General features: G+C 65.8%; 23 protein-coding genes and 1 tRNA gene. 10 read left to right on the top strand and 14 right to left on the bottom strand.

The window, feature by feature from the left end; translation table 11 throughout:
- Nucleotides 1–151 precede the first annotated feature (151 nt).
- The 4 genes from groL to QMX82_RS03675 form a co-directional block, all read right to left on the bottom strand.
- Nucleotides 152–1792 (bottom strand): chaperonin GroEL, encoded by a 1641-nt coding sequence (gene groL, locus QMX82_RS03690; RefSeq protein WP_208694126.1) that lies wholly within the window; start codon nt 1790–1792, stop codon nt 152–154.
- A 39-nt stretch (nt 1793–1831) separates the two neighbouring features.
- Complete coding sequence (locus QMX82_RS03685) at nt 1832–2125, bottom strand: co-chaperone GroES (RefSeq protein WP_007161933.1); 294 nt, start codon at nt 2123–2125, stop codon at nt 1832–1834.
- A gap of 189 nt (nt 2126–2314) precedes the next feature.
- Nucleotides 2315–2773, bottom strand: coding sequence for an FxsA family protein (locus tag QMX82_RS03680; RefSeq protein ID WP_133863006.1), 459 nt, complete (start codon nt 2771–2773; stop codon nt 2315–2317).
- A gap of 151 nt (nt 2774–2924) precedes the next feature.
- Nucleotides 2925–3932: a DUF481 domain-containing protein gene (locus QMX82_RS03675; protein WP_282281287.1), complete on the bottom strand. Its 1008-nt coding sequence runs from the start codon at nt 3930–3932 to the stop codon at nt 2925–2927.
- A 240-nt stretch (nt 3933–4172) separates the two neighbouring features.
- On the opposite strand from QMX82_RS03675, the gene QMX82_RS03670 reads away from it, so the two are divergent.
- The gene (locus QMX82_RS03670; RefSeq protein WP_208694125.1) at nt 4173–4511 is read left to right on the top strand and encodes an MGMT family protein; all 339 of its coding nucleotides are present in this window, start codon (nt 4173–4175) and stop codon (nt 4509–4511) included.
- Between the two features lie 28 nt (nt 4512–4539).
- Nucleotides 4540–6255 (top strand): AmpG family muropeptide MFS transporter, encoded by a 1716-nt coding sequence (locus tag QMX82_RS03665; RefSeq protein WP_158889438.1) that lies wholly within the window; start codon nt 4540–4542, stop codon nt 6253–6255.
- A 7-nt stretch (nt 6256–6262) separates the two neighbouring features.
- On the opposite strand, the gene QMX82_RS03660 is transcribed toward QMX82_RS03665, so the two are convergent.
- Nucleotides 6263–7099: a mechanosensitive ion channel family protein gene (locus tag QMX82_RS03660; RefSeq protein WP_410003719.1), complete on the bottom strand. Its 837-nt coding sequence runs from the start codon at nt 7097–7099 to the stop codon at nt 6263–6265.
- A gap of 104 nt (nt 7100–7203) precedes the next feature.
- Complete coding sequence (locus QMX82_RS03655) at nt 7204–7683, bottom strand: YajQ family cyclic di-GMP-binding protein (protein WP_133863011.1); 480 nt, start codon at nt 7681–7683, stop codon at nt 7204–7206.
- A gap of 124 nt (nt 7684–7807) precedes the next feature.
- On the opposite strand from QMX82_RS03655, the gene QMX82_RS03650 reads away from it, so the two are divergent.
- The 4 genes from QMX82_RS03650 (at nt 7808) to QMX82_RS03635 (ending at nt 12589) form a co-directional block, all read left to right on the top strand.
- Nucleotides 7808–8722, top strand: coding sequence for a putative 2-dehydropantoate 2-reductase (locus tag QMX82_RS03650; protein ID WP_208694123.1), 915 nt, complete (start codon nt 7808–7810; stop codon nt 8720–8722).
- Nucleotides 8723–8765: 43 nt separating this feature from the next.
- Nucleotides 8766–10787: a sensor histidine kinase gene (locus QMX82_RS03645; RefSeq protein ID WP_133863013.1), complete on the top strand. Its 2022-nt coding sequence runs from the start codon at nt 8766–8768 to the stop codon at nt 10785–10787.
- A 180-nt stretch (nt 10788–10967) separates the two neighbouring features.
- The gene (locus QMX82_RS03640; protein ID WP_187978453.1) at nt 10968–11528 is read left to right on the top strand and encodes a cob(I)yrinic acid a,c-diamide adenosyltransferase; all 561 of its coding nucleotides are present in this window, start codon (nt 10968–10970) and stop codon (nt 11526–11528) included.
- The gene (locus QMX82_RS03635; protein WP_187978452.1) at nt 11525–12589 is read left to right on the top strand and encodes an ion transporter; all 1065 of its coding nucleotides are present in this window, start codon (nt 11525–11527) and stop codon (nt 12587–12589) included. Before QMX82_RS03640 ends, QMX82_RS03635 begins: the two co-directional genes overlap by 4 nt.
- Here the strand turns inward: QMX82_RS03635 and QMX82_RS03630 are convergent.
- The 3 genes from QMX82_RS03630 to QMX82_RS03620 form a co-directional block, all read right to left on the bottom strand.
- Nucleotides 12570–13424 carry an ATPase gene (locus QMX82_RS03630; protein ID WP_208694122.1) on the bottom strand — a complete coding sequence of 285 codons (855 nt, stop codon included), beginning with the start codon at nt 13422–13424 and terminating at the stop codon, nt 12570–12572. The genes QMX82_RS03635 and QMX82_RS03630 overlap by 20 nt on opposite strands.
- A 173-nt stretch (nt 13425–13597) precedes the next feature.
- On the bottom strand, nt 13598–14542 hold the full coding sequence (locus QMX82_RS03625) for an NAD-dependent epimerase/dehydratase family protein (RefSeq protein ID WP_282281286.1): 945 nt from the start codon (nt 14540–14542) through the stop codon (nt 13598–13600).
- Between the two features lie 81 nt (nt 14543–14623).
- Nucleotides 14624–15511 carry a LysR family transcriptional regulator ArgP gene (locus QMX82_RS03620; protein ID WP_282281285.1) on the bottom strand — a complete coding sequence of 296 codons (888 nt, stop codon included), beginning with the start codon at nt 15509–15511 and terminating at the stop codon, nt 14624–14626.
- 99 nt (nt 15512–15610) lie between these two features.
- On the opposite strand from QMX82_RS03620, the gene QMX82_RS03615 reads away from it, so the two are divergent.
- The gene (locus QMX82_RS03615) at nt 15611–16210 is read left to right on the top strand and encodes a LysE/ArgO family amino acid transporter (RefSeq protein ID WP_158889420.1); all 600 of its coding nucleotides are present in this window, start codon (nt 15611–15613) and stop codon (nt 16208–16210) included.
- A 62-nt stretch (nt 16211–16272) separates the two neighbouring features.
- Complete coding sequence (locus tag QMX82_RS03610) at nt 16273–17238, top strand: hypothetical protein (RefSeq protein ID WP_187978449.1); 966 nt, start codon at nt 16273–16275, stop codon at nt 17236–17238.
- Nucleotides 17239–17247: 9 nt separating this feature from the next.
- Here QMX82_RS03610 and QMX82_RS03605 read toward each other — a convergent pair whose 3' ends face one another.
- Nucleotides 17248–17862: a pseudouridine synthase gene (locus QMX82_RS03605; RefSeq protein WP_208694119.1), complete on the bottom strand. Its 615-nt coding sequence runs from the start codon at nt 17860–17862 to the stop codon at nt 17248–17250.
- A gap of 236 nt (nt 17863–18098) precedes the next feature.
- On the opposite strand from QMX82_RS03605, the gene QMX82_RS03600 reads away from it, so the two are divergent.
- Nucleotides 18099–19130, top strand: a complete 1032-nt coding sequence (locus QMX82_RS03600) for an MBL fold metallo-hydrolase (RefSeq protein ID WP_282281284.1) — start codon at nt 18099–18101, stop codon at nt 19128–19130.
- A 2-nt stretch (nt 19131–19132) separates the two neighbouring features.
- Here QMX82_RS03600 and QMX82_RS03595 read toward each other — a convergent pair whose 3' ends face one another.
- The 4 genes from QMX82_RS03595 to QMX82_RS03580 all read right to left on the bottom strand — a co-directional run bounded on the left by QMX82_RS03595 (nt 19133) and on the right by QMX82_RS03580 (nt 21841).
- A complete protein-coding gene (locus QMX82_RS03595) occupies nt 19133–19594 on the bottom strand; it encodes a hypothetical protein (RefSeq protein WP_282281283.1) in 462 nt (153 codons plus the stop codon).
- Nucleotides 19591–20265: a SatD family protein gene (locus tag QMX82_RS03590; RefSeq protein ID WP_282281282.1), complete on the bottom strand. Its 675-nt coding sequence runs from the start codon at nt 20263–20265 to the stop codon at nt 19591–19593. The genes QMX82_RS03595 and QMX82_RS03590 overlap by 4 nt, the downstream gene beginning before the upstream one ends.
- 166 nt (nt 20266–20431) lie before the next feature.
- Complete coding sequence (locus tag QMX82_RS03585) at nt 20432–20767, bottom strand: protealysin inhibitor emfourin (protein WP_017640065.1); 336 nt, start codon at nt 20765–20767, stop codon at nt 20432–20434.
- 12 nt (nt 20768–20779) lie between these two features.
- On the bottom strand, nt 20780–21841 hold the full coding sequence (locus QMX82_RS03580) for a M4 family metallopeptidase (RefSeq protein WP_282281281.1): 1062 nt from the start codon (nt 21839–21841) through the stop codon (nt 20780–20782).
- Nucleotides 21842–21975: 134 nt separating this feature from the next.
- On the opposite strand from QMX82_RS03580, the gene QMX82_RS03575 reads away from it, so the two are divergent.
- Nucleotides 21976–22049, top strand: a tRNA-Gly gene (locus tag QMX82_RS03575).
- Nucleotides 22050–22075 lie beyond the last annotated feature (26 nt).

Raw genomic sequence — 22075 nt, 5'->3', positions numbered from 1 at the left:
ACCGCGGGCCTCGTTGTCGTCTGTTCCGCACAGAGCCTAACCGGCCCCGGCGGCCTCGACCAGCGCGGGCGGGCCGGCGACCGGCCATAAAAAACCCCGGTGTCCGCGAGGAGCACCGGGGTTGGGCTCGGCCCGGGGGCCGGAGCGGGTGTTACATCATGCCGCCCATGCCACCCATGCCGCCCATGTCGGGCATGGCCGGAGCGGAGTCGTCTTTCGGCAGCTCGGCCACGATGGCTTCGGTGGTGATCAGCAGACCGGCGATGGAGGAAGCGGCCTGCAGCGCGCTGCGGGTCACCTTGGCCGGGTCGATGATGCCGAATTCCAGCATGTCGCCGTATTCGCCGGTGGCGGCGTTGTAGCCGTAGTTGCCGCTGCCCTGCTTGACCTTGTCCAGCACGACGGAGGCTTCGTCACCGGCGTTGGCCACGATCTGGCGCAGCGGGGCTTCGACGGCGCGACGCAGGATGTTGATACCGGCGTTCTGCTCTTCGTTGATGCCTTTCAGGTCCTTCAGGGCGTCCAGGGCACGTACCAGGGCGACACCGCCGCCAGGCACCACGCCTTCTTCCACGGCAGCGCGGGTAGCGTGCAGGGCGTCTTCAACGCGGGCTTTCTTCTCTTTCATCTCGACTTCGGTGGCAGCGCCAACCTTGATCACGGCAACACCGCCGGCCAGCTTGGCCAGACGCTCTTGCAGCTTCTCTTTGTCGTAGTCGGAAGAGGTTTCTTCGACTTGGGCACGGATCTGCTTGATGCGGGCCTGGATGTCGACTTCCACGCCGGCGCCGTCGATGACGGTGGTGTTTTCCTTGTTCAGGACCACACGCTTGGCTTGACCCAGGTGCTCCAGAGTGGTGCTTTCCAGGCTCAGGCCGACTTCTTCGGAGATGACGGTACCGCCGGTCAGGATGGCGATGTCCTGCAGCATGGCCTTGCGACGATCACCGAAGCCCGGCGCCTTGACGGCAGCGACCTTGACGATGCCGCGCATGTTGTTGACCACCAGGGTGGCCAGCGCTTCGCCTTCGACGTCTTCGGCGACGATCAGCAGCGGGCGACCGGCCTTGGCGACCGATTCCAGCACCGGCAGCAGTTCGCGGATGTTGGAGATCTTCTTGTCGACCAGCAGCAGCAGCGGGCTGTCCAGCTCGGCCGACATGGTGTCGGGCTTGTTGATGAAGTAGGGCGACAGGTAGCCACGGTCGAACTGCATGCCTTCGACGACGGACAGTTCGTTTTCCAGGCCCGAGCCTTCTTCGACGGTGATGACGCCTTCCTTACCCACTTTCTCCATGGCTTCGGCAATGATGTTGCCGATGCTTTCGTCGGAGTTGGCGGAGATGGTGCCTACCTGGGCGATGGCCTTGCTGTCGGCGCAGGGCTTGGACAGGTTCTTCAGCTCGGCGACGACGGCAGCGGTGGCCTTGTCGATGCCGCGCTTCAGATCCATCGGGTTCAGGCCGGCGGCCACGGACTTCAGGCCTTCGGTGACGATGGCCTGGGCCAGCACGGTGGCGGTGGTGGTGCCGTCGCCGGCAGCGTCGTTGGCCTTGGAGGCCACGTCTTTCACCAACTGGGCGCCGATGTTCTCGATGCGATCCTTGAGCTCGATCTCCTTGGCGACGGACACGCCGTCCTTGGTGATCATGGGAGCACCGAAGCTGCGCTCCAGAACCACGTTACGGCCTTTCGGGCCCAGGGTGGCCTTGACCGCGTCGGCCAGGGTGTTGACACCGATCAGCAGCTTCTTGCGCGCGGAGTCACCGAATTTGACGTCTTTTGCAGCCATGTTCTGTTTCCTCTAAGAAATTCGAAAAGTGAGCGGGAATCAGCCTTCGATAACGGCCAGGATTTCGGACTCAGCCATCACCAGCAGTTCTTCGCCATCGACCTTGATGGCGTTGCTGCCGGAATAGGGACCGAAAACCACCTTGTCACCCACTTTCACCGCCGGAGCACGGACATCGCCGTTGTCCAGCACGCGTCCAGTGCCTACGGCAACCACTTCACCGCGGTTCGGCTTTTCGGCAGCCGAGCCCGGCAGCACGATGCCACCCGCGGATTTGGTCTCTTCTTCGCTGCGACGAATCACAACGCGATCATGCAGAGGACGAAGCGCCATTGTCGTATCTCCCAAAGTTCTAAGTGTTTCCAGCGCCGATGACTGCATCGGCAGTTTGTTTTTACCGGCTGCGCCGGGTGCGCCCCGTGCATGACAGGACGCGAAACCTGCTCGCCTTGCGGCGACAACCTTGCGGTGTCCGGTACATGAGGTTGTCGCCAGGCATTTCAAGGGCGGCAGGCAAAATTTTTAGCGTTTTTGCTCGTCGCGGTGCACCACTTCACCCTCGATCACCTCGGGGCGATGGGGCGCGCCCTGACCGGCGCCCGGCTGATAGCCCTGGGCACCGGGATTGCGCCGGGTCACCCGGCCGATCACCGCGCCCAGCAGGGCCTTGCGGGTCACCGGCAAGAGGCAGACGAGCGCCAGAACGTCGCTGATGAAGCCCGGGAAGATCAGCAGGGCGCCGGCGATCGCCAGGGTCAGGCCCTGGATGACTTCCTGCTCGGGCATCTGCCCCTGGGCCAGTCGCATGCGGATGCGCCAGAGGGTGGTGAAGCCGGCGACGCGCAGCAGGGCGACGCCGACCAGAAAGCTCAGCAGCAGCAGGGCGAAGGTGGCGAGCACGCCGATTTCACTGCCGATCTTGATGAGTACGGCCAGTTCCACAAAGGGGAACAGCAAGAAGAGTAAGGCGGTCACGCGCATCTCAGGTCCTTCACGGTGGAAGCCGGTTGAAAGACAGGAGATGGAGGCGGTCAAGCCGATTTCAAGGTCGCCGCCAGGCGCCCGGCACAAACGACAAGGCCGCGAAAGTCGCGGCCTTGAGGGGGTTGCCCAGGGTCAGGGAAATATCGGGTTACCAGGACACGCCGACGCCGGCGGTGTACTCGGTCTGGTTGACGTTGCCTTCGGCACCGCTGGTCAGTTCCTTGGACGCCTTGAGGTTCAGCGACGCCCAGTTGGTCACCTTGTATCTCAGGCCGACATCGCCGTCGAAGGTGAAGTTGGCGGTGTTGTCCAGCGGACGACCCAATTCACCCGTGGTGAAGAACTGGATGGTCTGACCGTACAGATAGCGGTTGTAGTCCCACTTCATGCTCGCCGAGAGGAACTGGTCGGAGCCGCCGTCCGCATACTGGTAGCGATTGTGGTTGAGCAGGCCGGTGAGCGAGAAGGCACCCAGTTCGTTGTCCCAGAACTGGTAACCGGGACCGGTACCCAGGGTCCGCTGCTTGGCCAGCGCCTGGATCCAGTCGCGCTTGTATTCGGCGCGGCCCTGCCAGAAGAATTTCTCGTCGAAGAAGCGATCCAGGGCGTATTGCAGATCGTACTTGTTGGTCGAGACGGTATCGTTGGCCTTGTAGCGGTCGTAGCTGCCGTTGGCGTTGTGCCGCAACATGCCATGCCGCGCCTGGGTCTTGAAGTCGATGTCGTACTTCTGGCTGTCCTCGGACGAGCTGATGTAGTCCAGGCCGGCGTCGATGTTGCCTTTCCAGGCGAAGTCGCGCAGGAAGGGCCGCGGCGGCACGATCTGGGTGATGCTGGCCAGGGGGACGGTCTGCTGGCCATCGGTGGTGGTGACCACCACCTGGCCGTCGTCGGCCGGCTTGAGGCTTTCCACCGGGAAATCGGGTTCGTACTTGCCGCGCTGGACGATGACGGGCTTGTCACGCTGCAGCGTCTTGATCTTGTCCCAGGACAGGGGAATGTTGCCGCCGTATTCGGTCTGCAAGAGCAGCTTCTTGCTGTCCAGCAGCTTGATGGTTCCGGTCAGACGATCGCCGTTCTTGAGCCAGACGGTGTCGGCATGGGCGAAAGAGGCGAGTGACAACAGTGCGAGCGAGGAGAGCAATCGAAAACGCATGGGCACCAGGACACCTTTGGGTGGACTTGGGTGGAAAGGTAACGAAACGAGAGGGGCGCGATTATCCGGGTGCCAGAGGCTCGCGCAACCACTCCTGGGTAAAAGTTAGGCAAGTTTCCGGAAATACTGCCCAAAGGTCGGCCGTCTTGGGAGAATGCGGCAGCTCGACACGTTTCAGCACCACCGTAACCAAACTTTTCGGCACACTGGCACTCTTCTCCCCCGGAGCAGCAGGGCGTCATGCGTGCATCCCCTCCCCTCGAATCCCGTCGCCAGGCCGTCTTCCTGGCACTGGCCGCCATTCCCGCGGGGCGGGTGGTCAGCTATGGCCAGCTGGCGGAACTCGCCGGGCTCGGTCGCGGAGCCCGCTGGGTGGGCTGGGTGCTGGGGCGCTTGCCGGAGGGCAGTACCCTGCCCTGGCATCGGGTGATCGCGGCGGACGGCCGGCCGAGCCTGACCCAGGACAGCCCCTCTGGCCGGGAGCAACGCGAGCGGTTGCGGGCCGAGGGTGTACTGCTGCACGAGGACCGGGTGGACATGCGTCGGTACCGGTGGAATCCAGCTGAGAGTGTCGAGTAGAGTGCGCGTTTTTTCCGAGCCCAAGGGCATGTTTGCACGTTTCTGGCGAGAAGCCGTCACCACCTATAAATCCAAGGCCTGCCTGGCCCTGCTGCTGCTGGGTTTCGCCGCGGGCCTGCCGGCCATGCTGGTGTTTTCCACCCTGTCGGTCTGGCTGCGCGAAGCAGGCGTGAGTCGCGAGACCATCGGCTATGCCAGCTGGATCGGCCTGGCCTATGCCTTCAAGTGGGTCTGGTCGCCCATGCTCGACCTGTGGAAGCTGCCGCTGATCGGCAAGCTCGGACGACGACGCTCCTGGCTGGTGCTGTCGCAGATCCTGGTGGGCCTGGGGCTGATCGGCATGGCGCTGTGCAATCCGCAGCAGCACCTGGAGCAACTCATCGCCCTGGCCGTGCTGGTGGCCTTCGCCTCGGCCACCCAGGACATCGCCGTGGACGCCTATCGCCTGGAGATCGCCGACGACGATCGCCAGGCCGCCCTCGCCGCCTGCTACATGACCGGCTATCGCATCGCCGCCCTGCTGGCCAGCGCCGGTGCCCTGTTTCTCGCCGAGGAGCTGGGCTCGTCCCGGCTGGGCTACAGCCAGAGCGCCTGGGCCACCACCTACATGCTGTTCGCCCTGCTGGTGCTGCCGGGCCTGGTGACCAGCGTGCTGATCCGCGAACCCGAGCCGGTGGCGCCCATGGCCATGGCGGAATCGCGCTTCGGCTTCAATCACCAGCTGGTGGCGGTCGCCCTGCTGCTGGTGATGCTGATTTCCATCCCCGCCGCCATCAATGCCGCCATCGCCCAGGCCTGGCCACGCGCCCTGCTCTACAGCCTGTTCATCGTCGGCTGCCTGTCGCCCTGGGGCCGCTATTGCTCCAAGCCCCTGAGCGATCTCATGCGCCGCATGCGCGAGCCCCTGCGATTGCGCGATGCGGCCAATGCCGAAGAACTGCCGCGCTTCGACTTCGTCCACCAGATGGTCTCGGTGATCCTGCTGATCGTGCTGATCGTGGCCGCCACCGGCGGCCTGTCGGCCCTGGCCGGCGGCTACTGGCCGCGCGGTCTGATGTACGGCCTGATCGTCTGGCTGTGCCTGACCGCGCCGGGGCGCCGGCTGATGGCACCGGTGCTGACCCCCATCACCGAATTCATCCAGCGCTACCAGTGGCAGGCGCTGCTGCTGCTCGGCCTGATCTCCACCTATCGGCTGTCCGACACGGTCATGGGGGTGATGGCCAGCGTCTTCTATATCGACGTGGGCTACAGCAAGGAAACCATCGCCGGGGTCAGCAAGATCTTCGGGGTATTCATGACCCTGTTCGGCGCGGGCCTGGGCGGCGTGCTGATCACCCGGGTAGGCATCCTGCCGATCCTTTTCCTCGGCGGCGCCGCTTCGGCGCTGACCAATCTGCTGTTCGTGGTGATCGCCTCCACCGGCGCCAACGTGCCGCTGCTGATCGCCACCATCTGCGCCGACAACGTCAGCGGCGGCATGGCCACCTCGGCCTTTGTCGCCTATCTGTCGAGTCTGACCAACCTCAGGTTCTCGGCCACCCAGTACGCCATGCTCAGCTCGCTGATGCTGCTGTTGCCGCGCCTGCTGGGCGGCTATTCGGGGGCCATGGTCGAGCACGTCGGCTACAGCTCGTTCTTCTCCCTGACCGCGCTGATGGGGGTGCCGACGCTGTTGCTGATCGCGGTACTCTGGCTGCGCCAGCGGCGCGATCCCGCCGTCGTCAAGACCGGCGGGAGCTGAGCGGGACCTAGGCGGCGGGGCTGGACTCGCCCTGCGCCTCAGCGACCGGTGCAGTGTTGGCGAAGTGCACCACTCGCTGCGGGAAGGGAATGCCGATACCCACCGCGCCCAGGCGGTCGCGGACCTGCTCGTTGAGCATGAACATCAGCGGCCAGTAGTCGCCGCTGTCGGTCCAGAAGCGCAGCGATAGGGTGATGGCGCTGTCGCCCAGGGCCGATACCACCACTTCGGCGGCCGGATCCCGATGCACCCGCGAGTCTTCCGCCAGCGCCAGCAGCACCTCGCGGCCCTTCTGCAGATCGGCCTCGTAATCCACGCCGACATCGAAGATCACCTTGCGCTTGGGCTGGCGCGAGTAGTTGGTGATGATGCCGTTGGACAGGTTGCCGTTGGGGATGGTGACGGTCTTGTTGTCCCCGGTCAGCAGGATGGTGTGGAAGATCTGGATGGAATTCACCGTGCCCAGCACGCCCTGGGCTTCGATGAATTCACCGACGCGAAAGGGGCGGAAGGTCAGGATCAGCACACCGCCAGCGAAATTCGACAGGCTGCCCTGCAGTGCCAGACCCACGGCCAGACCGGCCGCACCGATGATGGCGACAAAGGAGGTCGTGGCGATGCCGATCATGGACGCCGCGCTGACCGCCAGCAGGATCTTGAGGATAATGCTGATCAGGCTGCCGAGGAAACTCAGCAGTGCCGGGTCGGCGCCATGGTGGGCCGCCAGGCCGCTGGCCTTGGCCGAGACCTTGTTGATCAACCACCAGCCGATGGCCAGGGTCAGCAGCGCCAGCAGCACCCGGCCGGAGTACTGCAGGACAATGGGTAGCCAGCCCGCGGTCATCGCCAGCAGGTGGTTGTATTGGTTTTCGATATCCAAACGGCGTCTCCTGTTACCTCTTCAGTCAGATGCCGCCGCGCTCGGCGGCGACCCTAAAGGGAGTCAGCTCAATCACGGAAGTTCTGGTATTGCAGCGGCATGTCCAGGGACTGGCCGCGCAGCAGGGCGATGACCTCCTGCAACTCGTCGCGCTTCTTGCCGGTGATGCGCACCTGCTCGCCCTGGATGGCGGCCTGGACCTTGATCTTGCTGTCCTTGATCAGGGCGACGATCTTCTTCGCCAGCTCCTTGTCGATCCCCTCGCGCAGGACGGTCTCCTGCTTGACGGACTTGCCGGACGCATAGGCATCCTTGACCTCCAGGCACTGGACGTCGATCTTGCGCTTGGCCAGGTTGACCTTGAGGATCTCCAGCATCTGTTCGAGCTGGAAGTCGGCATCGGCGGTGAGGGTCACCGTCAGGTCCTTGGCTTCGAAGCTGCCCTTGCCGCGCAGGTCGTAGCGGCGATCAAGGTCCTTGATGGCGTTGTCGACGGCATTGGTGACTTCGTGCTTGTCCAGCTCCGATACCACGTCGAAGGAAGGCATGGATTTTCTCCTCGGTTGCGATGGGGCAGCCTTGACGCTGCGGCATGACCGACCATTATAACGACTGACCCTAGCCTTGCAGGAATCCAACCATGCCCCGCGAATCCACCCTGGAGTCACAGTTGTGAGCTGGCACGTACTGGGTGCCGGCAGTCTCGGCGGACTCTGGGCCGCGCGACTGTTTCGCGGTGGCGAACCGGTCCGGCTGATCCTGCGTGACCGTACGCGTCTGGCGCAGTATCGCGCCGGCGGCGGACTGCAACTCAGCGAAGGCGACACCACCAGCCTCTATCCGCTGCCGGCCGAGACGCCCGAGGCCGGCAATCCGATCCGCCGGCTGATCCTCGCCTGCAAGAGCTATGACGCCGAAGAAGCCATCGCCAGCGTCGCCGCGCGACTGGAACCAGAGGCCGAGATCCTGCTGCTGCAGAACGGCCTGGGCAGCCAGGATGCCGTGGCCGCCCGGGTCCCGCGGGCGCGCTGCCTGAGAGCCAGCACCACCGAGGGGGCCTATCGCGAGACCGACTTTCATGTGGTGGCGGCCGGCGCCGGGCAGATCTGGATCGGCGACCAGCTCGGCAGCCATACCCCGCCGCCCTGGCTGGACACCCTCGCGCAATTGGGTTTCCCGGTGCGCTGGACCGACGACATCGACGCCCGGCTGTGGCGCAAGCTGGCGATCAATTGCGCCATCAATCCGCTGACCGTGCTGCATCGCTGCCGCAACGGCGAGCTACGCCAGCACGCAGCGGAAGTAGCGGCGCTCTGCAACGAACTCGCGGCCCTGCTGGAAGCCATGGGCCTCGCCCCGGCGGCCCAGGGGCTGCAGCAGGAGGTCGAGGCGGTGATCGCCGCCACGGCCAACAACCGTTCTTCGATGCTGCAGGACGTGGAGCGCGGCCAGCGTACCGAGGTGAGCCATCTGCTCGGTCATGCCCTGCCGATCGCCGGGCGCCTGCGCCTGCCGGTGCCGCATCTGACGGACCTCCAGCAGCGGTTGCGGACCCGGCTCGCGGAGCGCGGATTGCCCGAGGACTAGCTGCGGGCTACCCTGCCCGCTTCCCTGTTGCCGCGGCTGCCTCATGATCCTCGCCAAACGCCTGAAGAATCTCCCGGTCGGCCGCAAGTTGCTGGCCGCCCTGCTGGTGATGATGATCGCGGTGCTGGTGGTGGCCAACGTGACCTTCATCAGTGCCGCCTACTGGATCTCCCAGGAAAGCGTGGCGCCCCAGGCGTTGCAGACTCTGGGCCGGCTGTTCGCCAGCCCGGTGCTCAGTCGCGAGGTGCTGGCCTCGCCGGAAGCGGCCCAGGTGCAGTTGCGCCAGCTGGACGGCTATGCGCCGCTGCGCCTGGCCGCGGTCTACGACAGCCAGGGCCAGCGCCTGGCCGAGTTGCACAACGGTGATCGCCTGCAGGTACCCGCGCGCTTCGAAGAGCTGCAGACCTGGCGCCTGCGGGAATTCCGTACCAACCTGCTGGTGGAACTGCCGCGCCCCGAGGGCCCACCCGGGCATCTGCTGCTGGTGGCCAGCAGCGAGCTGCCGGGCGCCTTCTACCGCGGCACCCTGACCGCCAGCCTGGCGATCCTGACCTTCAGCATCCTGCTCTGGCTGGTGGTGGCACGACAGATCAAGCGACTCATCACCCTGCCGATCCGCGAGCTGGAAGAACTTTCCCGCCAGGTGACCCGCGAGGAAAATTATTCGCTGCGCGCCAGCAAGGGCAGCGAGGACGAACTGGGTCGCCTGGCGGAATCCTTCAACACCATGCTCGGCCGCATCCAGGGCCGCGAGCAGCAACTCAAGCGCGCCCGCGACGACGCCCAGTACGCCGTGCTGCAGGCCCAGAGCCTGGCCGAGGAGACGCGCCGCTCCAACCGCAAGCTGGAACTGGAGGTGCAGGTCCGCGGCAAGATCGAGAAGAAGCTCACCGGCTTCCAGAACTACCTCAACAGCATCATCGATTCCATGCCCTCGGCGCTGATCGCGGTGGACGAGCAGTTCTACGTCACCCAGTGGAACCAGGAGGCCACCCACCTCTCCGGCACCCAGCTGGACGAAGCCCTGAACCAGCCGGTGTTTCTCGCCTTTCCCTCGCTCAAGCCGTTCCTGCCGCAGCTGAGTCGCACCGCCGAATTGCTGCGGGTGGAAAAGGTTGAGCGGGTGACCTGGGCGCTCACCGATACCCCGCGCCACTACACCCTGACCTTCTACCCGCTGATGGGCGGCGCCGGGCGCGGCGTGGTGATCCGCATCGACGACATCACCCAGCGCCTCAACATGGAAGAGATGATGGTGCAGTCGGAAAAGATGCTCTCGGTGGGCGGCCTGGCCGCCGGCATGGCCCACGAGATCAACAATCCCCTGGGCGCCATCCTGCACAACGTGCAGAACATCCGCCGGCGGCTGTCGCCGGAGTTGCCGAAGAATCTCGAGCAGGCCGCCGAATCCGGCGTCGAGCTCAATGCGGTAAATTGCTACCTGGAGAGCCGGCAGATCCCGCGGCTGCTCGACGGCATCCACCAGGCCGGCAGCCGCGCGGCCAAGATCGTCAGCCACATGCTGGCCTTCAGCCGGCGCAGCAATCGCAAGATGGAAGCCAGCGAATTGCCGCCGCTGATCGACCAGGCCATCGAGATCGCCGGCAACGACTTCGACCTGGCGGAAGGCTTCGACTTCCGCACCCTGTCGATCATCCGCGAATTCGATCCGGCACTGGGGCCGGTGCCGGTGATCGGCAATGAACTGGAGCAGGTGCTGCTCAACCTGCTGAAGAACGCCGCCCAGGCGATCCACCTGCGCGACGACGAGGAAGAAGGCGAATACGGCCGCATCACCTTGCGCACCAGGCTGCGCGGCGGCTGGGCGGAGATCCAGGTGGAAGACAACGGCATCGGTATCCCCGAGGATATCTGCAAGCGCATCTTCGAGCCCTTCTTCACCACCAAGGAGGTGGGCCAGGGCACCGGTCTGGGCCTGTCGGTGTCGTACTTCATCATCACCAACAACCACAAGGGGCAGATGGAGGTGCACTCCACGCCCGGCGTAGGGACCTGCTTCACCCTGCGCCTGCCGCTCATCCAGGCCGACTTCGACACAGCCTAGGCTTGTCTGAAAAGTGCCTGTGCTCGGCCATGCTGCGTTAAAAATCACCTGGATCGCCAGCCCGGTCGAAATGCTCATCTACTCTTCGTAAACTCCGCTTCCTCACCGATTTTTGCCTTGCCTGACCGTCGCTCGGCGACTTCTCAGACAAGCCCTTAGAACCTCATCAGGAGCTGCGCCATGGGTTTTCGCCTTACCGAGATCTACACCCGCCAGGGCGACGCCGGCGATACCGGCCTGGCCGACGGCAGCCGGGTACCCAAGGATCATCCGCGCATCGAGGCCATCGGCGCGGTGGACGAACTCAACAGTGCCCTGGGTCTGCTGCTCGCCGAGCTGGCGGACGATACCCGCCTGGCCGAGGTGAGCGACGCCCTGGCACCCTGCCAGCACCGGCTGTTCGATCTCGGTGGTGAATTGGCCATGCCCAGCTATCGCGCCCTGCAGCCGGTGGAGATCGAGCGCCTGGAAGGCGCCATCGATCACTGGAACGCCGAACTGGGGCCGCTGGAGAACTTCATCCTGCCCGGCGGCTCGCGCGCCGTGGCCCAGGCCCATGTCTGCCGTACCCTGGCCCGCAGTGCCGAGCGGCGCTGCCGCAGCCTGCACGCGGTGGAGCCGCTGGAAGGCCAGGGCCTGCCCTATCTCAATCGGCTGTCCGACCTGCTGTTCGTCGCCGCCCGCATCGTCGCTCGGCGCCAGGGGCTGAGCGAGGTGCTCTGGCAGGCCGCACGGCCATGAGCGCGCCGGCCGCACCCGCCGCGCCACCACCGCGCCGCCACGAGGGCCTGCTGGCGCTGTGGGACGGCCTGATCCTGATCCTGGTCTGCGTGAACCTGGCGCTGATCCTGTTCGACAGCCTCTATGCCCTGGGACCGCTCAACCAGGCCCTGGCCGCGGTGCTGCCCGGCTTCCACGCCTTCTATGGCGAACGCATCCATGCCCATTTCACCCGCATCGACCTGGTGTTCGTCGCCTTCTTCCTCGCCGATGTGCTGCTCGGCTGGCTGGTGGCGGTGGTCGAGCGCCGCCATGCCCGCTGGTACCACTATCCCTTCATCCACTGGTACGACGTGCTCGGCTGCATTCCCCTGGGCGGCTTCCGCCTGCTGCGGGCGCTGCGCATCGTCTCGCTGCTCCTGCGCCTGCAGCGCCTGGGGCTGATCGACATGCGCGGCTGGCGGCCCTATCGGCTGTTCAACCACTACTACCAGCTGCTCATGGAAGACCTTTCGGATCGGGTGATGATCAAGATCTGCGGCGAATTGCAGGACGAACTCAACACCCGCGACGACTTCTCCCAGAGCGTGATCGACCGCGTCATCCGCCCGCGCAAGCAGCGGCTGATCGACGGCATGGCGCTGCGCATCCAGGCAATGGTGGAACAGGGCTACAGCCAGAATCGCGCCACCCTGGAACGCCTGGTCGGCGACGTGGTGCAGGGCGCCCTGGACGAGAATCCCGACTTGGCCCGGCTCAAGCGTCTGCCCATGGGTGAGCGCCTGGCCGACACCCTGGACGGGGTGCTCACCGATATCGTCAACGGCCTGGTCCGGGAAGCGGCGGCCAGTCTGCGCACCCGCGACTTCCGCGCCCTGGCCAGTCGCCTGGCCGATCACGGCTTCGATCAGAGTCTGCCCAGCGGCGCCCAGGACAATGCCCTGGACGAGGTGCTGGTGGAGATCCTCGAGGTATTCAAGCAGAAGGTCCTGCAGCGCCGGCTCGATCAGCTCGATGGCGAACTCTGGCCGCAGGAGTGGCAGCGCAACGAGATCGATCCGATCAACGCGCCCCGGCGCTGATCTGCTGCTGCAGATTCTGCACTTGGGTCTGCAGGGTGGTGATGTTGCGGGTGGTCTGCAGGCGGAAGGCGTCGAATTCCTTGCTGTCCGGGCCCACCGGGCGGGCGTCCAGTTCGCTGCGCAATACCAGCAGGTCCTGCTGCATCTCGCCAAGCGCCTGGTTCTGGGCGCTGGGTTTCTTCAGCGCGGCGATGTCGGCCTGCAGCGCCTTGTTCTGCGCATTGAGGCTGGCCACCTGCTCGCTCAGGCTGGCGGTCTGCGCCAGGCCGTTCTTCAGTGTGGTCTGCTCCTCGGCCAGGGCCTTGAGCCGGGTATCCACCTCGCCGCTGCCGGTCTGCACCGTCTGCACCGCGGTGGAGAGGTTCTGCAGACGGTTGTCCTGGGCCTGCTGGTTGTCCGTCACCCCCTGCTGCTGGCGGGTGAGTTCGGCGACCTTGGTCTGCAGCGTCTTGACCTGCAGCAGCAGGGCCTCGCGACTGGTGGTGCCGGAGGATTCACTCTCCACCAGCTTGCCGGAGATGTCCCTCAGGCGACCCTGGGCGTCTTCGCTGATGCGCGCGAAGTTTTCCTGGGTGGCCACCACCTGCTCCTGCATCAGCACCAGTTGCTGATGACTCCACCAGGCGACCCCGGCCAGGGCCAGGGTCAGGGCCGCGACCAGCACCCACAGCGGCGCGGTGGAAGGCCCGCGGCGTACCGGGCGGGAGTGACCGGCAGCGGGTTCGCGATAGACCTCTTCGGCCTCGACCGGACGCCGACTGCCGGGACGGCGATCGTCGCGCTCCGGGGTCAGACTCGGGACGTTATCCATTTCATCGAGAAGATCGTTGCGCATGGCAGACCTGTGAGCAGAGGCAAGAAGACGGAATCGCGGCCAGTATAACGGCCGTCGCCATGGACGCGACGCAGCCGGCACGCGGATTGGCCCCGGGAGCGTGCGCCGAAACGCAGTCTGCGTCGATAGCAAAGCGCCAGCATGCCCTGCCCTGGGTGCGCTGAGGATTGCCGCTAGATCGGTCCGCTATGGGCCTGGGGCGCCCGCGGGCGATATTCTTCCAGGGCGCTCCAGGAACTGGCCTCGGGCAGGTAGCCGAAGGCCTCCTGGGCGGCACGGATGTCCAGCGTGAAGGGGCTGTCGAGCAACTCGGGCCAGCAGGATTCATGACCCGGGGTGCGCAAGCGGGCATAGAGGCGCCGGGGATCGAAGGCCTTGCGCTCGACCACCGGCGGCAGCTCGAAGCGGCGCAGCAGGAAGTTGATCGCGTCCCAGCACACCAGGGGCTGGCCATCGCTGAGGTTGAAGACCTTGCCGTGGGTGGCGGCGGGTTGCCTGAGCAGCAAGGTCACCAGGGCCTTGCGCAGGTTGCCGGCGCTGGTGAAGTCCCAGCGATTGAGACCGTTGCCACTACGCCCCAGCTGCCTGGCCTTGGCCCGCTCCAGCAACCAGCGCGCCCAGTCGCGATCGGCCAGACCGAGCACCTGGGCCGGCCGCAACACCATGACCTGGGGGCCGAATTCACCGGCGGCCAGGACCAGGCGCTCCAGTTGCAGGCGGCGCTGGGCCTCGCGGCTCCTTGGCTTTGCCGGCACCTGGTCTTCCTTGAGCGCTTCGCCGCCGCTTTCGTAGAGGCGCGCGGACGACACATAGACGAATTGCGCGACCTGCTGCTGCAGGGCGGCTTCGATCAGCACCTGACCGTGATCCAGATCGGCGGCGCTCGGCACGCCGGCCACGTCGGTGCAGTGGGCGATGGCGTCGATGTCGTCGCACAGCGCCACCACCTGCGCGGGCTGGTCGAGCAGGGCCGGGTGGTAGTCGGCGCCGCGCTCGACCAGGGCGTCCAGGGTCGCCCCGGGGCGGCCGTGCACCCGCACCAGTTGGCCGCGGTCGAGCAGATCGCAGGCCAGACCCGCACCGAGCGCCTCGCTGGCGCCCGTGATCAAGATACGCATGTCGCTGGGATTCCCGAACCTGTCCGCGGTCGCCGAGGACGACCCAGGGACCAGTGTAACCAAAGCCTTCGGCAGGCGCCGCTAGTCGCGCACCAGCCACTGGCCGGCGACGCCCTCCAGATGGCGGGTCAGCGCCTGCAGGGCGACACCGCCATTGCGCCAGTGATGCCAGAACAGCGGGACATCCACCCAGTGACCGGGCGCCAGATCCACCAGGGCACCACTGGCCAGGGCGGCCGCACTCTGGATATCGGGCAGCAGACCCCAACCGATACCGCTTAGGGCCATCTGCTGGAAACCTTCGGCGGACGGGCAGAGGTGGTAGTCGAAGGGCGCGGTGACACCGAGCTGCTCCAGGTAGCGGTGCTGCAGGCGATCGTCCGGGCCGAAGACGATGGCGGGCGCGCGCACCAGGGCCTGGGCGATCGGCCGCCCGGTCAGCCAGCGGGCACAGAAATCCGGACTGGCCACGGCGCGATAACGCATGGCGCCCAAGGATCGCACCCGGGCGCCCGCCAGGGGCTGACCACTGGCGCAGAGGCAGGCCGCCACCTCGCCCGCGCGCATACGGCGCAGCACCACGTCCTGATCCTCTACCACCAGATCCAGCAGCAGCCCCTGCTCCACCAGCCAGGGGCCAACCGCGGCCGGCCACCAGCTGGCCAGGCTGTCGGCGTTCAGGGCGATACGGAGCCGCTGCGGCACCTCTTCGGCCAGTCCCGGCACCTCGCTGCCCAGATCGGCTTCCAGCAGCCGGACCTGCTGGATATGGCGCAGCAGCCGCAGACCCGGCGCGGTAGGCTGGGGCGGTGTCTCCCGCACCAGCACCGCCTGGCCGACCCGGGCTTCGAGCAACTTGATGCGCTGGGACACCGCCGATTGCGACAGGCCCAGCCGGCGCGCCGCCCGCTCGAAGCCGCCCTCTTCCACCACCACCGCCAGGGCTTCCAGCAACTTGTAGTCGATCATCGATTCAGCTAATGCTGCATAAGGAATATTGGTTTTTCTTATACACCCAGACCCGGCAAGGTGGCAGCCATTCCTGGACAACAAGGCGACACCCTTGCAATGAACAGCTACTTCACCGGCCTCTTGACCATGGCCAGTCTCATCATGGCGCTGGGCGCCCAGAACACCTATCTGCTGGCTCAGGGGCTGCGCCGCGAGCACCATCTGGCCATCGCCGCCTTCTGCCTCACCTGCGACGTGATCCTGGTGGCCGCCGGCGTGCTGGGCCTGGCCGCGCTGATCCAGCACAGCCCGCTGCTGGTGGACATCCTGCGCTGGGGCGGCGCGGCCTTTCTGCTCTGGTACGGCGCCCAGGCGCTACGCCGGGCCTGGCGGCCGGCGGCCATCGACAAGCTGGAGACCACGAGTCCGCGCAGCCGGCGGCAGGCATTGCTCGCCGCGGCGGCCGTCTCCCTGCTCAATCCCCATGTCTATCTGGACACGGTGCTGCTGGTGGGCTCCCTGGGCAGCCAGCAGGCCGCGCCCCTGGCCTATGTGTTCGGCGCCGCCACCGCCTCCATGCTGTGGTTTTTCGGACTTGCCCTGGGCGCGGCCTGGGCCGCACCCTACCTGGCCCGTCCGGGGGTGTGGCGACTGATCGATCTGCTGGTGGCCGGGGTGATGTTTGCCGTCGCGGTGCAGTTGCTGGTCTCGACCTGAGGCTGGCCTTCGCCCGGCGAGCGCCCTAAGCTGCGGCTCTGCGTTTCCTGTCGAGAGTCCCTATGCCCTTCGCCCGCTCGCTCCGCAGCCAGAGCCTGCTCCTGTTCGGCGGCAGTCTGCTGCTGATGCTGCTGATCGCCCTGGCCGGCTTCGCCCTACTTTCCCGCGAACTGCACCGCTACCAGCACCTGATCGAGGGCCCGCTGGAGCGGCTGGTGGAGATCGACGACACCCACCTGACCTTCAAGATCCAGGTGCAGGAGTGGAAGAACTTTCTCCTGCGCGGTGGCGATGCCGACACCGCCGAGCGCTATTGGCAGGCCTTTCTAACCCGCGAAGCCGAGGTCGATCAGCGACTGCAACAGCTGGCCACCCGCGTCGACCCCGAGTTGCAACCGCGACTCCAGGCGCTGCGGACCCAGCACGGGCGTCTGGGCGAGCGCTATCGCGCCGGCCATGCCGCCTATCTCGCCCATGACCGCGATCCACGCCGCGGCGATGCCGAGGTCCGCGGTATCGACCGCGAGACCGCCGAAGGCTTCGCCGCCCTGGTCGATGAACTGCACGGCCGTACCGCCGCGCAGATCGCCACCATCCGCGCCGAGGCCCAGCGCGACATCCTGCTCGCCGGCCTGGCCCTGCTGCTCTGTGGCGGCGGCCTGCTGTTCCTGGGGGTCAGGCTGGTGGAGCGGCGGCTGGTGGACCCGCTGGTGACCTGCGCCCGGCAACTGGGGCTGCTGGCGCGCGGGCGCTTCGGCGAGCGCCTGCCCGGCGGGCGCGATGACGAACTGGGCCGCCTGACCCTGAGCACCAATCTCCTGCGCGACGCCGCCGTCCAGCACACCCACGAGCTGCGTCATCAGGCCAGCGAGGTCAGCGCCCTGAGCGCCCTGCTGGCCAGTCAGCTGCTGACCGAACCGGGTCAGCCCGCGCGCGCGATCGATCCGCAGGTCCTGAAAGAGGTCAGTCGCCGCCTCGCCGACATCGCCGGCGATCTGCAGGAGGCCGCCAGCCAGCGGCAGGATTGAGCTGCGGCGCTAGAGCTGCGCCGGTACCTCGCGCCATTGCCCCGGCGCCAGGTCGTCCAGCGTCCAGGGGCCGATGCGTACGCGCACCAGGCGCAGGGTCGGCAGGCCCACCGCGGCGGTCATGCGCCGCACCTGGCGATTGCGCCCTTCGCGGATGGTCAGCTCGATCCAGGCGGTCGGCACGCTCTTGCGAAAGCGCACCGGCGGATCGCGCTCCCAGAGCACCGGCGGCTCGGCCAGCAGGCGCGCTTCGGCCGGCAGCGTGGGGCCGTCATTGAGTTCGACCCCCTGGCGCAGGCACTGCAATTGCGCTTCGCTGGGGGTGCCTTCCACCTGGGCCCAGTAGGTCTTGGGCAGCTTGTGCCGGGGATCGGCGATGCGCGCCTGCAGCTGGCCATCGTTGGTCAGCAGGAGCAGGCCTTCGCTGTCACGATCCAGACGGCCAGCCGGATAGACACCCGGTACCACGACGTAGGCCTTCAGGGTCGCGCGGCCATCGGCGTCGGCGAACTGGGTGAGCACATCGAAGGGCTTGTTGAGCAGCAGCAGCCGCGGCGTGACCGGCGGCGCCTTGGCCTGGCGACGGGGCCGCTGGCCGGGGGTGGAACGGGTATTTCGCGACATGGGGATCGACGGCGGCTAGTAAGGGCCTGTTCAAAGGCTCGCGAGCTAGAGCCAAACAAGGCGAAAATGTCTGAGGAAGCGGATCGTACTCGCGCTCGATTTTACAAAAGTAAATGAGCATTCCGACCGGGCTGGCGATCCAGGACCTTTTCAACGCCGTTTGGCCGACGCGCAGCAGACCTTGAATAGGCTCTTAGAGGTAATCTGGGCCATCCAGTCTATTCGTCCGAGGTCCCATGCGCATCTTTCGTCCGCTGTGGCTGATCCACCTGCTCACCCTGGCCGGTTGCGCCTCGTCGGCCTACGAAGGCCCGCGCACCGACCACTTCGACGGCGAGCGCTTCCACAACCTGGCGCCGCGCGAGGACAAGAGTCTCTGGACGGTGCTGAAATGGCAGTTCACCCGCACCCGGCCGGAATGGACCTGGCAGGAAGGGCCGGCCGTGCCGACGCGGCCAGCGGCCCGGATCGAGGGCGGCGAATTACGGGTGACCTTCGTCAACCATGCCACCCTGCTGATCCAGCATCAGGGCCTCAACATCCTCGCCGACCCGGTCTGGTCGGAGCGGGTCAGCCCCTTCAGCTTCATCGGCCCGCGGCGCTATCACGCCCCCGGCGTGGCCCTGGATGACCTGCCGCCGCTGGATCTGATCTTCGTCAGCCACAGCCACTACGACCATATGGATCTGGCGACCCTGAGGCGCCTGGCCGAGCGCGCGCCCCTGACGCCGGTGGTGACGCCCCTGGGCAACGCCGAGCTGATCCGCCGCGAGACCGGCTTCGTCACCGTCAGCGAACTGGATTGGTGGCAGAGCCTGCCGCTCAAGGAGGGCCTGCGTCTGCACCTGGTGCCGGGCCAGCACTGGTCGGCGCGCAGCCGCTTCGACACCAATCGACGGCTGTGGGGTGGCTTCGTGCTGGAAGCGCCGAGCGGACCGGTCTATTTCGCCGGCGATACCGGCTGGGGCCCGCATTTCGCGCAGATCCGCGAACGCCTGGGCGCACCGCGCTTCGCCGCCCTGCCCATCGGTGCCTACGAACCGCGCTGGTTCATGCAGGACAGCCACCTGAATCCCGACGATGCGGTACGTGCCCATCAGGCCCTGGGCGCGGCCAGCAGCCTGGGCATCCACTTCGGCACCTTTTCCCTGAGTGACGAAGGACAGTTCGCCCCGCCCCGCGACCTGGCCCATGCCCGGGCCCTGCATGGCCTGGCGGACGCGGCGTTCCGGACACTGGCGCCGGGCGAGGCCTGGTCGGTGCCCTGAGGTCAGCCGCCGACCTTTGCTGTTTCGATCAAAGGCGGTAGAGAGGAAACGCTGAGCCAATCCATCAGGGTAGCTCTCATAGCAATTCCCCAATGCTGATCATAGAGGGTCCAGGCCCCCGTAATCACGATGGCCCAGAGAATGCTGAACAGCGAACCGTCCAGAAAGTATTCGGCAAAGTCCCGCTGATCCAGCTCCTTGAAGCGAGCGACGGTCTTGAGCGCTATCACCGCCGCGAGGATTTCCCAGCTGTTGCTCAGCAGTCCCGCAGCCAACACCAGGCGTTCGAGCCAACCGATGAGGCGTCCCGCGGAAAAGGCGCCATCGGCGGGTGAATCTGGCACCCCTGGCCGTCGCATGCGGATGAGCATCCTGCGACACAAGACATTGCCGAGCTCGGTCAACAGGACCAAGGCAAAGAGCGTATAGGCCAGTGCATACAATCCTTGCAGCAACCCGTTCACTGGTCGGCCTCCCTGCGATCCAGCTCTGTCAGTACCTCCAACACGGCGTTCCACTGTTGGCTATAGGCGTCGAAGTGGCCGGAGGTGCGTACCTTGTAGATGCTATGGACCGATACCTGACGCTGCTCTGCCAGCTCTGCTGGCGACTGTCCGTTCAACAGTGCCGCGATATCGCTCAATTGACGTTGCGTCCAACCCTTCTCGATCACCGTCAAACCCACCCCTAGCGCATCGAGGGCGACCTCCAACAGCGGTTCCTGTGGCAGCGAGAACCCATAACGGCAGAGCGTGCGCTTTTCATTGAGCTTGTACCGACTGCGACTGAGGCCCGGCCCCATCATGTTCCAGGCCTGCTCCGGATTTACCGCCGTTTCTATCTGGGCCAGCCCCAGGACGAAGCGGCAGTCGATATCGCACTGCAGGAGATCCAGCCTGATGTCACGCAACAGCCGAGCGCCGGCATTCAAGGAGGTCATCAGGCCCTGAAATTCGTCTCCAAGAGTGATGGTCAGCGGTGATGCCAAGACGTCGGCATAGCGCCTGTTGTGCTGCACTACCGCTTCGTTGAAAGCCTGGTGCAACTGCACGACATCGACGGCGTGTTCGCTATGCACCAAGTCGCCCATTACCACCGCGAGCGTCCTGGCGCTTTTTACCTGTTTCTGGGTCATTTTTCGCGATGTAACCATAAAGGGGTCAATCGGTTCTTTTTACCCAAAAACGGTGCGACTCGCCTAGCGCTAAATATCATCAGTAACAAACAGGGCAAAAGACAAAGGAAGCCAGGACGCTTGAGGATGCTCTCAACATCTCGCTGCTCCCGCCCATTAACCCAGGTTACTCCACCAACCCCTTATCCCAGAGCCGCACCAACTCGCTGGGCGCCCGGTCTTCGGGGATCAGCAGGGTCAGTTCGTCTTCCTGCTCGGCAGGTTGCGGGCGAAAGCGCAGCTCCACCTTGAAGTAGCGCTGATCGCCGCGCCCGACCTGGGTCGGTTCGCCAGATTCCGGCAGGCAGCGTTCCAGCACCGAGCAGATGCGCCCGCGCTGGGCGCTGTCGTACTGGCCGAATTCGATCTCCCGCGGCTTGCTCAACGCATGCAAGGGGGCGAAGCCCCCCTGTCGCGAGAGCCGCACCACGGTGTCCTTGCCCAGCGGGGGAAGTTCGCGCATCGCCTTGCTCCTCTAGCTAAGGGTGACACCCACGCCGGCCCAGGCCTCCTCGACCGCACGGACCTCGGCCGACTCGGCGCCGAAGCGACGACCGGCGTTGGAGACCGTCAAGCGGGCGAAGGCAGCAAAATCCGCATCGTTGGCCAGGCGGCTGTCGCAAAGGGTGTCGTACCAGATCGGCCCGGCCTTTTCCCAGGCGTGACCGCCCAGGGTCAGCGCGGCCAGGTAGAAGGCCCGGTTGGGAATGCCCGAATTGAGGTGGACACCGCCATTGTCTTCGCGGGTCTCGATGTAGTCGCGCATATTGCCAGGCTGGGGATCCTTGCCCAGGGTCGGATCGTCGTAGGCAGTGCCCGGCTCGGCCATCGACCTCAGGCCCTTGCCCTTGATCTTCTTGGTCAGCAGCCCGGCGCCGATGATCCAGTCCGCCTCGGCGGCGGTCTGCTTGAGCTTGTACTGCTTGACCAGGATGCCGAAGACATCGGAGACCGACTCGTTGAGCGCACCGGACTGATTGAAGTACACCAGCCCCGCCTCGCTCTCGGTGACGCCGTGCACCAGTTCGTGGGCAATGACGTCGAGGGCGATGGTGAATCGATTGAAGATCTCGCCGTCGCCATCGCCGAACACCATCTGCTCGCCGTTCCAGAAGGCATTCTGATAGTCCTGGCCATAGTGGACGGTGCCGGCCAGCGGCAGGCCCTGGCCATCGATGGAATTGCGCCCGAAGACCTCGTTGAAGAAGGTAAAGGTGGCGCCCAGGTAGTCGTAGGCCTCGTCCACCGCCACATCGCTCAGCGCCGGCTGGCCTTCCTGGCGCACCAGGCGCCCGGGCAGCTGCATGGCATTGCCGGCATCGAAGATGCTGCGCTGCGGACTGGCGTCATCGGTACGCGGCAGCGGCCCGATCGGCGCCTGGCGCACCCCGGGCCGACCGGGATTGTGCAACAGACTCTGGACGTGGCTCAGGGTGGTCAGGGCGCAGGAACGCTGGTGTTCGTCGCCATGATCGATGATGCGGCCAAGAATGTAGGGGGGAATCACTCCCTGGTAGGTGCCCGGATAACGAGACATGCGCGACCTCCTCCTCTGGGGGACAAAGGTCCCCGATCACCGCAGCGTGCGGTCCTGTCCGTTGGACCACGAAACAGCCAGACCACTCCCGCCTCTTCACCCGGAGGCAGGCTTCTGGTACAAAGGCACCCCACGCGGGCGTCGTATAATGGCATTACCTGAGCTTCCCAAGCTCATGACGAGGGTTCGATTCCCTTCGCCCGCTCCAGATTTCCGGCGGCCTCCAATCAGTCC

Origin of the sequence: Pseudomonas sp. PS02302 (assembly GCF_029959585.1) — a bacterium.
Classification (GTDB): Bacteria; Pseudomonadota; Gammaproteobacteria; order Pseudomonadales; family Pseudomonadaceae; genus Chryseomonas; species Chryseomonas aestiva.
Note: the sequence above shows the minus strand (reverse complement) of the source record. Positions and strands in the feature narration are given on the sequence as shown.

Excerpts from the sequence above, each read along its gene's own strand:
- QMX82_RS03655 (WP_133863011.1), bottom strand. The coding sequence starts at position 7,683 with ATGCCTTCCTTCGACGTGGTATCGGAGCTGGACAAGCACGAAGTCACC.
- QMX82_RS03585 (WP_017640065.1), bottom strand. The coding sequence starts at position 20,767 with ATGCGCGAACTTCCCCCGCTGGGCAAGGACACCGTGGTGCGGCTCTCG.
- QMX82_RS03605 (WP_208694119.1), bottom strand. The coding sequence starts at position 17,862 with ATGTCGCGAAATACCCGTTCCACCCCCGGCCAGCGGCCCCGTCGCCAG.
- QMX82_RS03640 (WP_187978453.1), top strand. The coding sequence starts at position 10,968 with ATGGGTTTTCGCCTTACCGAGATCTACACCCGCCAGGGCGACGCCGGC.
- QMX82_RS03625 (WP_282281286.1), bottom strand. The coding sequence starts at position 14,542 with ATGCGTATCTTGATCACGGGCGCCAGCGAGGCGCTCGGTGCGGGTCTG.
- QMX82_RS03630 (WP_208694122.1), bottom strand. The coding sequence starts at position 13,424 with ATGCGCAACGATCTTCTCGATGAAATGGATAACGTCCCGAGTCTGACC.
- QMX82_RS03665 (WP_158889438.1), top strand. The coding sequence starts at position 4,540 with ATGTTTGCACGTTTCTGGCGAGAAGCCGTCACCACCTATAAATCCAAG.
- QMX82_RS03615 (WP_158889420.1), top strand. The coding sequence starts at position 15,611 with ATGAACAGCTACTTCACCGGCCTCTTGACCATGGCCAGTCTCATCATG.
- QMX82_RS03675 (WP_282281287.1), bottom strand. The coding sequence starts at position 3,932 with ATGCGTTTTCGATTGCTCTCCTCGCTCGCACTGTTGTCACTCGCCTCT.
- QMX82_RS03670 (WP_208694125.1), top strand. The coding sequence starts at position 4,173 with ATGCGTGCATCCCCTCCCCTCGAATCCCGTCGCCAGGCCGTCTTCCTG.
- QMX82_RS03685 (WP_007161933.1), bottom strand. The coding sequence starts at position 2,125 with ATGGCGCTTCGTCCTCTGCATGATCGCGTTGTGATTCGTCGCAGCGAA.
- QMX82_RS03600 (WP_282281284.1), top strand. The coding sequence starts at position 18,099 with ATGCGCATCTTTCGTCCGCTGTGGCTGATCCACCTGCTCACCCTGGCC.
- QMX82_RS03610 (WP_187978449.1), top strand. The coding sequence starts at position 16,273 with ATGCCCTTCGCCCGCTCGCTCCGCAGCCAGAGCCTGCTCCTGTTCGGC.
- QMX82_RS03620 (WP_282281285.1), bottom strand. The coding sequence starts at position 15,511 with ATGATCGACTACAAGTTGCTGGAAGCCCTGGCGGTGGTGGTGGAAGAG.
- QMX82_RS03590 (WP_282281282.1), bottom strand. The coding sequence starts at position 20,265 with ATGACCCAGAAACAGGTAAAAAGCGCCAGGACGCTCGCGGTGGTAATG.
- QMX82_RS03635 (WP_187978452.1), top strand. The coding sequence starts at position 11,525 with ATGAGCGCGCCGGCCGCACCCGCCGCGCCACCACCGCGCCGCCACGAG.
- groL (WP_208694126.1), bottom strand. The coding sequence starts at position 1,792 with ATGGCTGCAAAAGACGTCAAATTCGGTGACTCCGCGCGCAAGAAGCTG.
- QMX82_RS03660 (WP_410003719.1), bottom strand. The coding sequence starts at position 7,099 with ATGACCGCGGGCTGGCTACCCATTGTCCTGCAGTACTCCGGCCGGGTG.
- QMX82_RS03645 (WP_133863013.1), top strand. The coding sequence starts at position 8,766 with ATGATCCTCGCCAAACGCCTGAAGAATCTCCCGGTCGGCCGCAAGTTG.
- QMX82_RS03680 (WP_133863006.1), bottom strand. The coding sequence starts at position 2,773 with ATGCGCGTGACCGCCTTACTCTTCTTGCTGTTCCCCTTTGTGGAACTG.
- QMX82_RS03580 (WP_282281281.1), bottom strand. The coding sequence starts at position 21,841 with ATGTCTCGTTATCCGGGCACCTACCAGGGAGTGATTCCCCCCTACATT.